The sequence below is a fragment of the Brevundimonas sp. 357 genome (assembly GCF_003938605.1).
Classification (GTDB): domain Bacteria; phylum Pseudomonadota; class Alphaproteobacteria; order Caulobacterales; family Caulobacteraceae; genus Brevundimonas.
The window spans coordinates 51,658-66,659 of sequence record NZ_RHWX01000009.1; the positions used below are offsets into that span (position 1 = coordinate 51,658).

Sequence of the window (15,002 nt, forward strand, 5' to 3'; positions counted from 1 at the left end):
CGAAAACCACAAAGACCCTCTCGCAACAGGAGAGGGCCCCAATTCTTACAACCGCGTCGCGCCGCTCAGGATCGCCTCGCGGGCCTTGGGGGTCAGCTTCTGATAGCCGGCCTTGCCGCCGCGCACCCAGACGGGACCGTCGACCTTGTCGGGATCGAAGCCGTCGGCGACCAGGTCGACCTTGCGGTATTTGAACGTCCCGGTGGTGTCGGCCGACTTCAGCATCCGCACGAACACCGGTCGCGCATAGGTCGGCAACTGCTCGTCGGCCCAGGCGGCGAAGCTCGCCGCGTCGAACTTCTCGTCCAGCACCAGGCCGACCATGCCCGCCTTGCCTTCCTGGCCCGGCACCTCGACGCCGTAGGCGATGACTTCCTGCACGCCCGGGGCTTCGGACAGGCGCTGCTCGACCTCGGCGGTCGAGACGTTCTCGCCCTTCCAGCGGAAGGTGTCGCCCAGACGGTCCATGAAATAGAGGTAGCCCTGACGGTCCTGACGCATCAGGTCGCCGGTGCGGAACCAGCGGTCGCCCTTCTTGAGCACGTCGGTCAGGATCTTCTTCTCCGACGCCTTCTTGTCGGCATAGCCCGAGAAGTCGTGGCGGATGTCGCTGCCGATCTGGCCGATAGCCTCGCCCGTCTCGCCGCTCATCACCAGGCGGCACAGGCCGTCGGCGCCGCGCACCGGCTCGCCCGTCTCGGGGTCCAGGGCGATCAGGCGGATGTTGATCTGCGACTTCAGGAAGCCCGGCACCCGGCCGATGGCCCCCGCCTTGCCGTCGAAGTTGAACAGGGAGACGTTGCCCTCGGTCGAGCCGTAGAATTCAAGAATGTCCTTGATGCCGAAGCGGCTCTGGAACTCGGGCCAGACGTCGGGGCGCAGGCCGTTGCCGAAGGCCAGCCGCAGCTTGTGGCCCTTCTCGTCCGGGTTCTCGGGGCTGTTGACCAGATAGCGGCACAGCTCGCCGATATAGACGAACATGGTCGCCCCGGTCGCCTTCACGTCGGGCCAGAAATGGGTGGCCGAGAAGCGCCGCCGCGTCACCATCCGCCCGCCGTTCAGCAGCACCGAGCCGACGCCGACCAGGCCGCCGGTCGAGTGATACAGCGGCAGGACGTTGAACAGGGCGTCCTTGGGCGTCGAGGCCGTGGCCCCGGCGAAGGCGCGCATATAGGTCCGCACCCGCGAATGCGGCATCCGGGCCGCCTTGGGCAGGCCGGTCGTGCCCGAGGTGAAGATGTACAGGGCCGTGTCGCGGTTGGTCATGCCCTGACGCAGCGAACGGTCGGGCCGCACGGACGATGCGCTGCGTACGGCGTTGTCCAGGTCGCGGCGCGCGTTGGTCTCATTCTCCTCGCCCAGGCCGTGGACCCAGATCATCAGGTTGCGGTCGACCAGGCCGCGCGCGTCCTCGACCGCCTGCCAGCAGTCCTCGTCCGTCACCACGTTGAAGGCGGTCGAGATGGTCAGGCAGTGGGCCAGGGCCGCGCCGGTCAGATTGTTGTTGATCAGGGCGGTGGCCACCCCGACCTTGGAGAAGCCGAACCAGGCCGCCACGTATTCCACGCGGTTGTGCATCACCAGGGCGATGACGTCGCTGCGCTTCAGGTTGCGGCTCTTGGCCCAGTTGGCGTAGCGGTTCGCCAGGGCTTCGAACTCGCGATAGGTCAGCTTGCGGGTTTCGTCCTCGACCGCGATGTTGGGGCCGAACTTGTCGACCGCCTCCTCGATGTCGTCACAGGCCAGGACGTCGCTGTCGAGCGTGATGGGCTTGATGCGCTTCAGAAGCCTGAACAGCCCGCCAGCGAACTTGATGTCGCGCCGGATGTTTGCCGCCAGTCCCATGGGTGCGCCGCCTCTTCCCGATTGCCTTTGTCATGGTTGATGAACGGCGCGGGGCGGCGGGTCAACCGGCGGCGGGGACGCAGGCGGGGCCATTCGACAAAAAGGCAAGCTTTCGCGTCCTTTCAATGACGTAGGGTCAAGTCGAAAGCCGACGCAGGGTCAAGCTGATCCGGCAGTGAGCGACGGTTCCACGCTGGATCGTCTGCAGATGAAACCAGGCCCGCGCCCTCACGACTGATGAAGCCGCCGCCGCATCTCATCGCGCGGCAGGCGTCACGCGCCAGACCGCGTCGCCGACGTCGTCGGCGACCAGCAGGGCGCCGCGTCCGTCGACCGCCACGCCGACGGGCCGCCCCATGGCCTCGCCCCTTGCGTTGCGGAAGCCGGTCAGCACGTCCTGCGGCGGTCCGTCCGGGCGGCCCTCGCGGAAGGGCACGAAGATGACCTTGTATCCGGACGGCGGGTTGCGGTTCCACGATCCATGCTGGCCGATGATCGCCCCGTTGCGCCACTGCGGCAGCAGCGTCCCGGCGTAGAAGGTCAGGCCCAGCGACGCGGTGTGCGACCCCAGGGCGTAGTCGGGCCTGATCGCCCTGGCGACCCTGTCGGGCCGGGCGGGCTGCACCCGTTCGTCGACGTTCTGGCCGTAATAGCTCCACGGCCAGCCGTAGAAGCCGCCGGGCGTGACCGAGGTCATGTAGTCGGGGACCAGGTCGTCGCCCAGGGCGTCGCGCTCATTGACCGAGGTCCACAGGCGCCCGTCCTGCGGATTCCAGGCCAGGCCGACCGGGTTCCGCAGCCCTGAGGCGAAGACGCGCCGCGCGCCGGTGGCGACGTCGATCTCCAGGATGGCGGCGCGATCGACCTCCTCGTCCAGCCCGTTCTCGCCGATGTTGGAGTTGGAGCCGACCCCGACATAGAGCCTGCTTCCGTCCGCCGAGGCGACCAGGCTCTTGGTCCAGTGGTGATTGCGCCCGGCGGGCAGGTCCGCGACCTTGACCGGCGTCGCGTCGATGCGCGTCTGGCCTGCCTGATAGGGGACCATGACCACGGCGTCGGCGTTGGCGACGTACAGCCGCTCGCCGATCAGGGCCATGCCGAAGGGCGAGGTCAGCCCGCTCAGAAAGACCGTCTTCGTCTCCGCCGTCCCGTCGCCGTCGGCGTCGCGCAGCAGGCTGATGCGGTCGGCGCTGGGCGTGTCGCCCGATCCGGCGCGCGACATCACCAGCCCCTCGACCCAGCCGCGTAGTCCGCCCTTCTTGTCCTTGGGCTTGGCCGGCGCCTGGGACTCGGCGACCAGCACGTCGCCGTTGGGCAGGAGGTAGAGCCAGCGCGGATGATCCAGACCCGTCGCAAAGGCGTTCACCGCCAGGCCCGCCGCCGCAACCGGCGTCTGTCCCTGCGGCCAGCCGACGGCGCGGGCGATCTTGACCGTGGGAACGGCCTGGGGCTGGGGCGCGGGCAGGGCGGGGGCGGCGCCGAAGCCTGCGTCGTCAGGCAGGGCGCTGCGCGTGGCGCACGCCTCCAGAGCCAGGGTCAGGCTGAAACTCACCGCCAGAACGGGCAGGACGGAAAGACGGGACATGGCGTCGCCCTTTCATGGCGTCGGAGGAGAAACCCGCGAGAGAGCGGTCAGGTTGCCTATGATGTTGCGAGTCGCTCGCAACTTGCTATGGTGGCGGCCTGTTCGTGTGAGGATCGCCATGACCGTCGCTTCCGCCCCTGCCGTTTCCGATGCCGCTTTCGATCCGACGGGTCCGGTGGCGACCGTCGAAGTCCTGACCGCCCAGGCCAGCCGCCATATGCAGCAACTGGCCAAGCATTGGGCGCACAAATTCGAGGCCGTCTTCACGCCCGAGAACGCCCGCATCGTCCTGCCCATGGGGGTATGCAGAATGCAGGCCCTGGCGGACCGGCTGCTGGTCCGGCTGGAAGGCGACGTCGGCGCCGACATGGACCGCTTCAAGGTGGTGTTCGCCGACCACCTGTCGCGCTTCGGCCACCGCGAGACCCTGGTGTTCGACTGGCGCTCCGAGGCCTGACTTTTGTCAATCTTGTCCAAACGGCGCCCTTGAGCGGGCGGGGACGCCTTCTTATCTGCCTCGCCCAAGCCGGGAGGGGCCTGCATGCCAGCCGTCATCACCATCCAGGGTCTGACCAAGACCTATAAGACGGGGCACCAGGCCCTGAAGCGCGTCGATTTGGATATCGAAAAGGGCGAGATCTTCGCCCTGTTGGGTCCGAACGGGGCGGGCAAGACGACGATGATCTCCATCGTCTGCGGCATCGTCACCCCTTCGACCGGGACCATCACCGCCGACGGCCACGACATTCAGAGCGACTATCGCGCCGCCCGCACCAAGATCGGCCTGGTCCCGCAGGAACTGACGACCGACGCCTTCGAGACCGTCTGGGCCACCGTGACCTTCAGCCGGGGTCTGTTCGGCAAGGCGCCGAACCCGGCCTATGTCGAACAGATCCTTCGCGACCTCAGCCTGTGGGACAAGAAGGACGCCAAGATCATGACCCTGTCCGGCGGGATGAAGCGCCGCGTCATGATCGCCAAGGCCCTGAGCCACGAACCGGAGATCCTGTTCCTGGACGAACCCACGGCGGGCGTGGACGTCGAGCTGCGCCGGGACATGTGGTCGCTGGTGCGCCGCCTGCGCGAGCGCGGCGTGACCATCATCCTGACCACCCACTACATCGAGGAAGCCGAGGAGATGGCCGATCGCGTCGGCGTCATCCTCAAGGGCGAGCTGATCCTGGTCGAAAAGACCGCCGACCTGATGCAGAAGCTGGGCAAGAAGACCCTGACCCTGCAGCTTCAGGAGCCGCTGGCGACCCTGCCGCCGGAACTGGCCGAATGGAATCTGGCGCTGCAATGCGACGGGGCCGAACTGGAATACGTCTTCGATTCCAACGCCGAAAAGACCGGCGTCCCGTCCCTGATGCGCCGTCTGTCGGATCTCGGCATCGGCTTCAAGGATCTCAGCACCCGCCAGAGCTCGCTCGAAGACATCTTCGTCGGCCTGGTCCATCAGGATCGGGAGGCCGCGTGATGAGCTTCAACGGTTACGGCGTCTGGGCCATCTATCGCTTCGAGATGGCGCGCGCCCTTCGCACCCTGTGGCAGTCGCTGGTGACGCCGGTCATCACCACGTCGCTCTATTTCGTCGTCTTCGGCGGCGCCATCGGCAGCCGCATGACCGAGGTGGACGGCGTTCCCTACGGCGCCTTCATCGTGCCGGGGCTGATCATGCTCAGCCTGTTCACCCAGTCGATCTTCAACGCCTCCTTCGGCATCTACTTCCCCAAGTTCACGGGGACGATCTACGAGATCCTGTCCGCCCCCGTGTCGCCGCTGGAGATCGTGCTGGCCTATGTCGGGGCGGCGGCGACCAAGTCGGCGATCCTGGGCCTCATTATCCTGGCCACGGCGGCCTTCTTCGTGCCGCTCGAGATATTGCACCCCTTCTGGATGCTGGCCTTCCTGATCCTGATCTCGACCACCTTCGCCCTGTTCGGCTTCATCATCGGGGTCTGGGCGCAGAATTTCGAGCAGCTTCAGTTCGTGCCCATGCTGATCGTCACGCCCCTGACCTTCCTGGGCGGCGCCTTCTATTCGATCGAGATGCTGCCCGAGGGCTGGCGCACGGTCGCCCTGTTCAACCCGGTGGTTTATCTGATCTCGGGATTCCGCTGGGCCTTCTACGGCGTGGGGGACGTCAGCGTCGAAATCAGCCTTGCGGCCACGCTCGGCTTCTTCTTCGCCTGTCTGGCGGTGGTGGGCTGGATCTTCAAGACCGGCTATCGTCTGAAGAACTGAAGGCCACGAAAGCGCCGAACTCGGCGCTCACCGTCCTGGCCCTCTAACGCCTTTTCGACCTGATGCGCGCTCGCCTGAGCGCCGGAGACCGAATGTCCGACGCCGACGACAAGCCCCAGTCGCCCGAAACGCAATCCGCCCCGCGCGCCCCCGAACCCTTCCGCCGGGGCCAGATCACCTGGGGCCGCCCGCCCCAGGCCGCCTTCCACGTCGGCCCCCTGCCGCGCGACGAGGGCCTGGCGCGCCTGACCGCCATGCCGCCGCACCCGAAACCGGCGCAGGCCAAGCCCGCCCAGACCCAGCCTGCGCAGCCGCGCCCGCAGACGGCCCAGCCCGCCGCCTCACGCCCGGCCGCGCCCGCCGCCCGACCCGCCGACGTGTTCGGCGGCTCCATGGTCCCGCGTCGTCGCCCCGCGCCGACCGCCCCGGCCCTGCAACAGACCCCGCCGCAACCGGCCGTCCCCCAACCTGCGCCGTCTCCGGCGTCCGCCGCCCCGCTGACGCCGCGCCCCCTGCCGCAAGCCGCGCCCAGCCTGACGCCCGCCGCGCCCAGCCTGACGCCCGCCGCGTCGGCTCCGCCCGCGCCGACCGCGGCGCCCGCGCCCGTCGTCCCGCCCGCAGCGTCGCCGGTGGTCGAGACGATCGCCGCGCCCTTGGCGCCTGCTGCGCCCAAGCCCCGCTCGCGCTGGCCGCTCTACGCCGGGGTGGCGGCCGCCGCCGTCCTGGTTCCCGTGGCGGTCTGGCTACTGGCCCGCTCGGGCGCGGAAGACGCCGCGCCGCCGCCCGCCGTCGTGACGAAACCCGCTGTCGAGGCCCCCGCCGTCCCGCTCGAAACGCCGACGCCGCAGCCCGCTCCCGTCGCTGTCGAGGCGCCTGTCGCCGCCGCGCCGACCGCCCGCGCGCCGTCGCCTTCGACGCGAGTCGCTGCGGCGCCCGCGCCTGCGCGTTCGACCCCTGCGCCGACCCGGCCGGTCCCGTCGCCTGCGGCTCAGGCTCCCGTGACCCAGCCTCCGGCGACGACGCCGCCCCCGCCTGTTGTTGTGGTGGCTCCCCCCGCCGCGTCCCAGCCGGATACGCCGGCCCAGGCCGAAGGCCCGCCGCCGACCCAGGCGCGCCCGGCCCAGACCGATCCCAACGCCCCGATCGTCACCCGGCCGCAGAAGCTGGACTAAGGCGGCTGGACTGACGCCCGGCGTCTATTTCAGCGGCAGATAACCGCGTTCCACCATGCGGCGCAGGGCGTCATAGGCCTCGGCCAGCTCGTCATAGGCGGTGCGGGCGGCGGTCAGGCGGGCCACCTGGTCGGGGGTGGCCGGAGCGCCGGATTCGGCCAGACGCACGGCCTCGGCGCCCCAGCGCGCCCGCGCCTGGGCCGTCAGCACGGCCAGCTTCTGAAAGGCGCCGACGTCCACCTGGGCGAGGGCGTGGCCGATCAGTTCGCGGTTGGCGACATAGGCGGCGTAGTCGATCTGCTCCAGCAAACCGCGCAGACGGCGCTGCTCCTGCGGCTCCATGTCCTCGGGCTGGAAATGGTCGCTGGAACGACGGCGGGACTGGGTCAGCATGGTCGACATGACGGCCTCGGACGAAACAGCAACCCGCAGCCTGACCCTGTTCTGGTTAACCGGTCGTTTGCACGCCGCCCGGAACCCCTTTCGGGGCCAGTTTCAGCCGCTCGCGATCCGGCGCGCCCAGGCCGCGCGGACAGCGCATCGGCCGATAGTCCTTGGAGTAGCAGAGCCGCGCCTCGCGGAACCAGCCGTCGGTGGTGGCGATGAACACCCCCTCGCGCGGGAAGCCCGGATTGGCGGCGACGAAGGCGTCGCGGATCGCCCCGGCGGTCAGCCGCTGGGCGGGAATGGCCTCCAGGTCCGGCTTGTTCAGCCCGTCCCACATCTTGGCGGCCTGGGCGAAATAGGCTTCGGGGCTGTCCCAGCCGCAGGTGCCGTGCGCCGCCCATTCATGCTGTTGCAGGCTGGGCGAGGGGATCATGCAGAAATGTTCGCGTACCGTCTCGACCGGAATGGCCGGGCCGGGGGCGGCGCAATAGCGCGGGTGCTTGTCAGCGGCGCCGTTGGGCCACAGCCCGTGCAAGGTCAGGCCGAACTGATTGGCCGCGCACTGATAGCGTTCGTCGGGATAGTCCTTGCCGCTGCGGCACGCCTGCGGCGACCAGCTGACCGCCAGCATGTTGAAGGCGACCGGCACGTCGGCCGCCACCTCGTCCTGCGGAATGCGATAGGGGCGGGCGGGGCGCACATCGTCCGGCACGTCGCAGACGGCGCCCGCGACCTCGGCTCGCTCCGGCGCCGCTTCCGTGGACACGGTGCAGGCGGCCAGCAGGACCATCAGGGCGGCGGAGGCGAAAAAGGTGCGCATGGCGGTCTCGTAAACCCTGCGTGATCGGCGGCCAAGGCGGAACCGGCGCACGGCCCCGCTCATTGATAAGCGTAAGCATAAGAGGATGAGGCCCATGCCCGATCAAGACGCCTTTGAAGCCGCCCTGGAGGAAGCCATCGCCCTGTTCGAGCAGGGCGAGAATATGAACCAGGCCCGTTTCGACGAGCTGATCGCCGAACTGGAGGCCCGCCGCCCCGCCCTTCACGCCGTACCCGAGGACGACCCGCGCGCCGAACGCGCGCGCGCGCTTGAGCGCCGCGCTGACGAACTGGAGCACCGCGCCGCCCAGGGCCACGGCCAGATGGACGAGGTCAACAGTCTGCTGTCGCCCCTGATGGGCAAGAAGGCGGAGAACTGACCTCTGCTCCGTCACCCTCGGGCTTGTCCCGAGGGTGACGGGGGCGGGAGAGGCCTCAATACACGCCGTCGAAGCCGAAGATCGGCTTGCGTTCGCGCCACGCCCCGCGCGTGAAGTCGGGGAAGTCCACCGTGCGATTGCCCTCGGCGATCGACTGTTCCGACAGGGGGGTGATCGCGCTCCAACTCACGGCGTCATAGATGTCCAGCGGCATGGCCGCCTTGGCCTTCAGCGCCTCGACGAAGGCGTGGATGACGAAGAAGTCCATGCCGCCGTGGCCCGATCCGGCCGCCGTGTCGGCGTGGGTCTTCCACAGCGGGTGGTCGTATTGCTCGAACCAGGCCGCCTGCGCCTCCCACTGATGCGCGGGACTGCGGCCCTCGATGTGGACCGACTGGTTCAGGTCCATCCACAGCCCCTTCACCCCCTGCACCCGGAAGCCCAGCGAATAGGGCCGCGGCAGATTGGTGTCGTGCTGCAACAGCAGGGTCTCGCCGTTGGCGCAGCCGATCGAGGTTGTCACCACATCGCCCAGCTTGAACTGCACCTGGGCGTTCGGATGATCGGCCCCGCCGTTGTCCACCACATAGGCGTGCAGCCCCCGCGCCTTGGAGGCATAGGCCGTCAGCGTCGTCATCCGGTTGCCCCGGTTCAGGTCGATCCAGTTGGCGATTGGCCCGATGCCGTGCGACGGGTACAGCTCCCCGTTGCGGTTGACCGAATGCCAGGTGCGCCAGCGCGCCTCGGACCAGCCCTTCGGCCCGAACTCGACCCCGCCGCCATAGGGCTTCTGCGGATCGCCGCTGTTGAACTTCACCGCGCGCAGATCGTGCTGATAGCCGCCCTGCAGATGGACCAGCTCGCCGAACAGCCCGGCGCGCACCATGTTCAGCACCGCCAGCACGTCGCGCCGATAGCAGACGTTCTCCAGCACCATATAGGGCGTGCCGGTCCGCTCGTGCGCCTCCAGCACGTTCCAGTGGTCTTGCAGGCTGACGCCCGCCACCACTTCGCAGCCGACCGGGATCTTGGCCTCCATCGCCGCGATGGCCATGGGGGCGTGCCATTCCCACGGGGTGGCGATGATGACCGCATCCAGCCCCGGATGGGCCAGCAGGTCGCGATAGGCCTGATCGGGCGCCCCTTCATAGGCGCGCGGCGCGGGTTTCCCGGCGGCGGCGATCATCCCCTTGGCCCGCGCGATCATCAGCGGCTCGATGTCGCACAGGGCGACGATGTCCACATCGGCCCGCTTCAGCAGGATGGACATCAGGCTCTGCGCCCTCAGCCCCGTGCCGATGATCCCGATCTGCAGCCGGTCGTTCCGCGCCAGGGCCGGCCCGGCCAGGGTCGAGGCGGCGACGGCGGCGGACGAAGCGGCGATGAAGGCGCGGCGATCCATGATGAAGGCTCCTGCTGAAACGGCGTCGCCTTCCGCTTAGGCCAAGCCGGGCGCCTCGCCTAGCGGCCGGTCAGCGGCACGCCGCCACGCAGGCCCGCGCCAGCACCTCGGCCGAGTCGATCAGCGGCGCGTCCACGTCATCCTGATCCAGCAACAGCGGAACCTCGGTGCAGCCGCCGATCACCGCCTCGGCGCCCGCCGCGATCAGCGCCTTCGCCAGGTCGCGCATGGCCGCGCGCTGTGCGGCGCCGACGTCGCCCGCCTTGACCCCGAACACCACCTGCATGAAACGCTCGCGCTCGGCGGGGGAGGGGGCGACCATCTCCAGTCCTTCGGCGGCCAGAGCCTCGGCGTACAGCAAGGCCGCGCCCGGCGTGGCCAGCACCCCGACCCGCCGCGCTCCGGTTGCGCCCGCCGCCTTCGCGGTTTCGGCGATCATGTCGATGAAGGGCAGGTCCGCCGCGCGGATGGCGTCCGTATGGGCGTGGGCCGTGTTGCACGGCATGGCCAGCACCTGCGCGCCCGCCGTCTTCAGCGCCCGCGCCATCTCGCCCAGCGTCCGGCCCGCCGCCTCGGGCTGAGTATGGCGATTGGGCACCTGGGGATTGATGTCGGCGATGACGCGGATGTGGTCCTCGTCGCCCGCCGCCGGAGTCAGGGACTGCACCCGCGCCAGAAAGGCTGTTGTCGCGGCGGGCCCCATGCCGCCCAGAACGCCCAGAACGCGCGCCATGTTTACGATCCTGCTGAACCGCCGCGCGCCTGGTAAACCGGGCGCGGCGGGAAAAACGATTATTGTTCGACAAAGAGCGTTAACACGCGAAAATCAGCGGAACCAACATCGCGGCCGGGGATTGTGCAATCGGACACGTCGGACGCCCCCCCAACCCCGACGAAGTCTGCGGCGGCCCGGCCTTAACGCCCCCCCGACTGAGAAGCCGGGCCGCCCCCTCTCCCCCTTCTGATCCCGTCTCGCTTGACCCGCCGCGCAAACGGGCTAGGGTCGCGCCGTTCTCCGGGGGGTCGCAATCGAGCGGCTGAGATTGAGGTTTCTCCTCTGACCCGTCGAACCTGATCCGGGTCATGCCGGCGAAGGGACGAGTTCACCGCCTCCACGCCGGGAAACCGACCAGGGGCGCTCCTACCGCGCCGGCGGTCCCTCTTCTCGCAGGAGGCCGCCACAATGAATATCCACGTCACGAACGAACAACCGCACGAGCCGCAGGTCGATCTGGCCCTCGCCGACGCCCGCAAGGAAGTCGCCGCCGAGCACGGCCGCATCCCCACCGGCCCCCGCGCGGGCGGTCAGAAGGTCTATGTGGCGGGCGAGCTCTTCCCCGACATCCGCGTCCCCTTCCGCGAGGTCGCCGTCCACCCGTCCGCCAATGAGCCGCCGGTGACGATGTATGACTCGTCGGGCCCCTACACCGACCCGGCCGTGACCATCGACATCAAGAAGGGCCTGCCGCGCGTCAAATCCAGCTGGCAACTGGATCGCGGCGACATCGCCCCCGTCGCGAACCCGCGCGAGGTCAAGCCCGAGGACAACGGCCACGCCAGCGGCAAGCACCTGGCCCCCCGCTTCGACGTCTCCAACCACCGCGTGTTCAAGGGCGTCGAGGGCCGCCCCGTCACCCAGTATGAATACGCCAGGGCCGGGATCATCACGCCCGAGATGGAATACGTCGCCATCCGCGAGAACCTGCGCCGCGAGCAGAACGCCCCCTGCATCCGCGACGGCGAGGACTTCGGCGCCGCCATCCCCGACTTCGTGACGCCCGAGTTCGTCCGTCAGGAGATCGCCCGCGGCCGCGCCATCATCCCGCACAACATCAACCACCCCGAGGTCGAGCCGATGATCATCGGCCGCAACTTCCTGGTGAAGATCAACGCCAACATCGGCAACTCGGCCGTCCTCTCCAGCGTCGATGACGAGGTGGACAAGCTGGTCTGGGCCACCCGCTGGGGCGCCGACAACGTCATGGACCTGTCGACGGGCCGTAACATCCACAACATCCGCGACTGGATCATCCGCAACTCGTCCGTCCCCATCGGCACCGTGCCCATCTATCAGGCGCTGGAGAAGGTGAACGGCGTCGCCGAGGATCTGACGTGGGAAGTCTTCCGCGACACCCTGATCGAACAGGCGGAACAGGGCGTGGACTACTTCACCATCCACGCGGGCGTGCGCCTGCCCTTCGTGCCGATGACGGCCAAACGCGTGACCGGCATCGTCTCGCGCGGCGGCTCCATCATGGCCAAGTGGTGCCTGGCCCACCACAAGGAGAGCTTCCTCTACGAGCATTTCGAGGACATCTGCGACATCATGCGCGCCTATGATGTCTCCTTCTCGCTCGGCGACGGCCTGCGCCCCGGCTCCATCGCCGACGCCAATGACGAGGCCCAGTTCGCCGAGCTGCGCACCCTCGGCGAACTGACGAAGATCGCCTGGGCCAAGGGCTGCCAGGTCATGATCGAAGGCCCCGGTCACGTGCCGATGCACAAGATCAAGGCCAACATGGACGAGCAGCTCAAGCACTGCCACGAGGCGCCCTTCTATACGCTCGGGCCCCTGACCACCGACATCGCCCCCGGCTACGACCACATCACCAGCGCCATCGGCGCGGCCATGATCGGCTGGTTCGGCACGGCCATGCTCTGCTACGTCACGCCCAAGGAGCATCTGGGTCTGCCCGACCGTCAGGACGTCAAGGACGGCGTGATCACCTACAAGATCGCCGCCCACGCCGCCGACCTGGCCAAGGGCCACCCCGGCGCCCGCGCCCACGACGACGCCCTCAGCCGCGCGCGCTTCGAGTTCCGCTGGGAGGACCAGTTCAACCTCTCCCTGGACCCCGAGACCGCCCGCAAATTTCACGACGAGACCCTGCCGAAGGAGGCCCACAAGACCGCCCACTTCTGCTCCATGTGCGGCCCCAAGTTCTGCAGCATGAAGATCAGCCAGGACATCCGCGACGCCGCCCAAAAGACGCAAAATGGGGCCCAGAACGACGCAGGCGCCAGCCTGACGGACGCCGAGGCGGGCATGGCCGAGATGAGCGCGAAGTTCAGAGCGGGGGGCGGGGAGATTGAGGTGAAGGTGTAGGCCCGGAGGCTTCTCAGCCCTTCAGCGACGATCGAAGACCCTTCTGCAAGCCTTCGATCGTCTCGCGCCCATACTTGCGCAGCAAGGTTTCATAAAACGCTGGCTCCACGTCGCGGACAAACGCGATTAAGCCGGCAGTGCGTGATCGCTGCTCCGACTGGAGGTTCCCTTTTGAATAGGCGTATACATCGGACTTTAGACGGATTTTCTTGTCCCTGCCGATGGAAAGGGTCTGCTCGGGGGTGATTACCAGCCCCGTAATCGACCGCCTATATTTCCGAGAGAGATGCGCCGTTTTCTCTCGGTTCAGCGCCAGTTTCGCATACGGAAACGCTGCGGCGAGCTCGGCCGCCTTGGCCTCAACGCCAGCCAGCGCGCCCGGCGCGGACGCCGAAATAAACAAGTCGTCCGCATACCGCGTGTAGATCAGCGCCCTGGCAGCGCACCAATCCGCCAGCGCGCTATCGAACTCGAACATCATTGCGTTGGTCAACCCTGGCGAAGTGGGCGCTCCGATCGTCAGCGCGTCGTGCCGACACACTATTCGCCGGATAAACGACAGATCCTCAGCTGATAGGACCATTATGGGATCGTCGTGGGTCTTCTTCAGGTAGGCGATCACATCCGCCCCGCCGAACGACGGGAAGAATCCCTCGAAGTCGAGACGAACAGTGTAACGCGAGCGGACGTGGCGCTCGGCGTTCTTTCGAATACTTGCGCCCTTGGAATAGGCGGTCGAGGCCTCGTGAACCGGCATGTTTCCTATCAGCGCACGGATCAGCCAACGCTGGATAGCTTTGATCTCTCGGCTCGGGTGTTCGATTGTTCGCCGGTCTCCGTTGCGCTTTTCGACCGTGTAAACGCGGTACCGCTTCGACGCCGTTTCGGCGTACCTCTCCAATAGGCTGCGAGGCAGCCCAGTGTGCTTTTCAAGGCGTTCAAGGAGCATTAGGGCTCTCCAAGATTGCCAGGAAATCGGGCGGGCACGTGGGGTAAAACGCCGCCAAGTCGAGACGAATTTTGTGCTCGATAGACTTCATTGAATCTCGCGCCGGCATGAGATCCGTCCTGTCAGAAGCGAGCCGATAATGGCCGAATTCGCCTACCGCTTCGAGGTATTTCGCCCCAACCAGAACCGACACCATTTCCTTGATGCGCTTGGGCTTTATCACGCCGGAAAAAACACCCCGAAGAATGGCGAGAATGTCATCGATGGTCGCGATCCCCATCAAATCGACAACCTTCTGGAGCAAGCAAAAGAGGTCGTAGGGCGTTAAGTCGCTAAACACGCCGAGTGTGAGCTCCTTTCGGTACCGCTCGAACCCGTAGCGCTTCAGCCGCTGCACGATCTGATCGAAATCTGGCGCGGCATAAGGAATTTGCATCGTGCCGGAAAATTTTGACTTCTCGTTGAACTGCCGCGCCGGCCCCATGGAAATAAAGCTGTCGCTGCCTTGCCAGTGTAGATCGAGGGCCAGCAACGTCTTGGACCGAAATCGGTCATCTTGAGCGAAGTAGCCCGCCTCGGCGAAGGACCCGGCAGCCTCGGGGAACAGTACGATGACGTGGGATAGTTCCGCGACCAGTCTTTCGAAGGTTCCCAGATCGAAGGGGGTTCCGCCAGGCGCGGCGAAATAATCGTTCATCGCATATTCTGGTTGGAAGAGTTCCAAATCGGGATGGTTGACGCCGCAATAGGCGGTGAATCGCGGGCGCATGTGATTGGGATCGTTGCCGCCACACACAAAGACTAGGTCGCCAGCGCGCTTGACCGAACACCCATCCCTGAGGTGCTGGATCACTCGCTGGCGAATAGCCTTATGTGCATCATCGCGCAGCGGGTGATCCAACCCGTAACCTCTTACTTTGAGCGACGACAACGGGCTTCCGTGTCGGCGCCGAGTCCGCTTGACCGGGGGCGACACGGAAGCCCGTTGTCGTTGCCCATGTCACGCAATCGAATACAGCCTGGTTTACACCCGGCGTAGAGTGACACCCTTAAAGCGAAGGGATAGCACCCAGCTAAGAGGTTCTCTTAAAGTGCACAGAAGCAAAGCGAATT

General features: G+C 67.1%; 14 protein-coding genes and 1 riboswitch. Of the genes, 6 read left to right on the forward strand and 8 right to left on the reverse strand.

The annotated features are described in order from the left end of the window. Window positions 1–45: 45 nt before the first annotated feature. A complete protein-coding gene (locus tag EGK63_RS09540) occupies window positions 46–1,845 on the reverse strand; it encodes a long-chain-acyl-CoA synthetase (RefSeq protein WP_125901082.1) in 1,800 nt (599 codons plus the stop codon). A gap of 256 nt (window positions 1,846–2,101) precedes the next feature. Then, complete coding sequence (locus tag EGK63_RS09545; RefSeq protein ID WP_125901084.1) at window positions 2,102–3,430, reverse strand: sorbosone dehydrogenase family protein; 1,329 nt, start codon at window positions 3,428–3,430, stop codon at window positions 2,102–2,104. Between the two features lie 118 nt (window positions 3,431–3,548). Here EGK63_RS09545 and EGK63_RS09550 point away from each other — a divergent pair, with 118 nt between their 5' ends. The 4 genes from EGK63_RS09550 to EGK63_RS09565 all read left to right on the forward strand — a co-directional run bounded on the left by EGK63_RS09550 (window position 3,549) and on the right by EGK63_RS09565 (window position 6,846). Further along, window positions 3,549–3,887: a DUF2218 domain-containing protein gene (locus tag EGK63_RS09550; protein WP_125901085.1), complete on the forward strand. Its 339-nt coding sequence runs from the start codon at window positions 3,549–3,551 to the stop codon at window positions 3,885–3,887. Window positions 3,888–3,971: 84 nt separating this feature from the next. Continuing rightward, window positions 3,972–4,907, forward strand: a complete 936-nt coding sequence (locus tag EGK63_RS09555; RefSeq protein WP_125901087.1) for an ABC transporter ATP-binding protein — start codon at window positions 3,972–3,974, stop codon at window positions 4,905–4,907. Beyond that, window positions 4,907–5,674: an ABC transporter permease gene (locus EGK63_RS09560; protein WP_003163885.1), complete on the forward strand. Its 768-nt coding sequence runs from the start codon at window positions 4,907–4,909 to the stop codon at window positions 5,672–5,674. The genes EGK63_RS09555 and EGK63_RS09560 overlap by 1 nt, the downstream gene beginning before the upstream one ends. Before the next feature lie 92 nt (window positions 5,675–5,766). Next, entirely contained in the window at window positions 5,767–6,846 is a 1,080-nt protein-coding gene (locus EGK63_RS09565; RefSeq protein WP_125901089.1) for a hypothetical protein, read from the forward strand. 24 nt (window positions 6,847–6,870) lie between these two features. Here EGK63_RS09565 and EGK63_RS09570 read toward each other — a convergent pair whose 3' ends face one another. Together EGK63_RS09570 and EGK63_RS09575 are read right to left on the reverse strand one after the other, a co-directional pair. Continuing rightward, on the reverse strand, window positions 6,871–7,248 hold the full coding sequence (locus tag EGK63_RS09570) for a hypothetical protein (RefSeq protein ID WP_046651837.1): 378 nt from the start codon (window positions 7,246–7,248) through the stop codon (window positions 6,871–6,873). Between the two features lie 46 nt (window positions 7,249–7,294). After that, window positions 7,295–8,053, reverse strand: a complete 759-nt coding sequence (locus tag EGK63_RS09575; protein WP_165906574.1) for a ribonuclease — start codon at window positions 8,051–8,053, stop codon at window positions 7,295–7,297. A 94-nt stretch (window positions 8,054–8,147) separates the two neighbouring features. On the opposite strand from EGK63_RS09575, the gene EGK63_RS09580 reads away from it, so the two are divergent. Then, on the forward strand, window positions 8,148–8,432 hold the full coding sequence (locus tag EGK63_RS09580; RefSeq protein ID WP_243637633.1) for a hypothetical protein: 285 nt from the start codon (window positions 8,148–8,150) through the stop codon (window positions 8,430–8,432). A 55-nt stretch (window positions 8,433–8,487) separates the two neighbouring features. Here the strand turns inward: EGK63_RS09580 and EGK63_RS09585 are convergent, their stop codons facing one another. Together EGK63_RS09585 and EGK63_RS09590 are read right to left on the reverse strand one after the other, a co-directional pair. Then, on the reverse strand, window positions 8,488–9,834 hold the full coding sequence (locus EGK63_RS09585) for a Gfo/Idh/MocA family protein (protein ID WP_125901093.1): 1,347 nt from the start codon (window positions 9,832–9,834) through the stop codon (window positions 8,488–8,490). Window positions 9,835–9,904: 70 nt separating this feature from the next. After that, window positions 9,905–10,567, reverse strand: coding sequence for an aspartate/glutamate racemase family protein (locus EGK63_RS09590; RefSeq protein ID WP_125901095.1), 663 nt, complete (start codon window positions 10,565–10,567; stop codon window positions 9,905–9,907). A 273-nt stretch (window positions 10,568–10,840) separates the two neighbouring features. After that, a riboswitch (TPP riboswitch) is annotated at window positions 10,841–10,950 on the forward strand. A gap of 67 nt (window positions 10,951–11,017) precedes the next feature. On the opposite strand from EGK63_RS09590, the gene thiC reads away from it, so the two are divergent. Beyond that, window positions 11,018–12,940 (forward strand): phosphomethylpyrimidine synthase ThiC, encoded by a 1,923-nt coding sequence (gene thiC, locus EGK63_RS09595; RefSeq protein WP_243637634.1) that lies wholly within the window; start codon window positions 11,018–11,020, stop codon window positions 12,938–12,940. Between the two features lie 13 nt (window positions 12,941–12,953). Here thiC and EGK63_RS09600 read toward each other — a convergent pair whose 3' ends face one another. Then, complete coding sequence (locus EGK63_RS09600) at window positions 12,954–13,889, reverse strand: retron St85 family RNA-directed DNA polymerase (protein ID WP_125901097.1); 936 nt, start codon at window positions 13,887–13,889, stop codon at window positions 12,954–12,956. Further along, window positions 13,879–14,790, reverse strand: a complete 912-nt coding sequence (locus EGK63_RS09605) for a retron St85 family effector protein (protein ID WP_125901099.1) — start codon at window positions 14,788–14,790, stop codon at window positions 13,879–13,881. Before EGK63_RS09605 ends, EGK63_RS09600 begins: the two co-directional genes overlap by 11 nt. Between the last annotated feature and the right edge of the window lie 212 nt (window positions 14,791–15,002).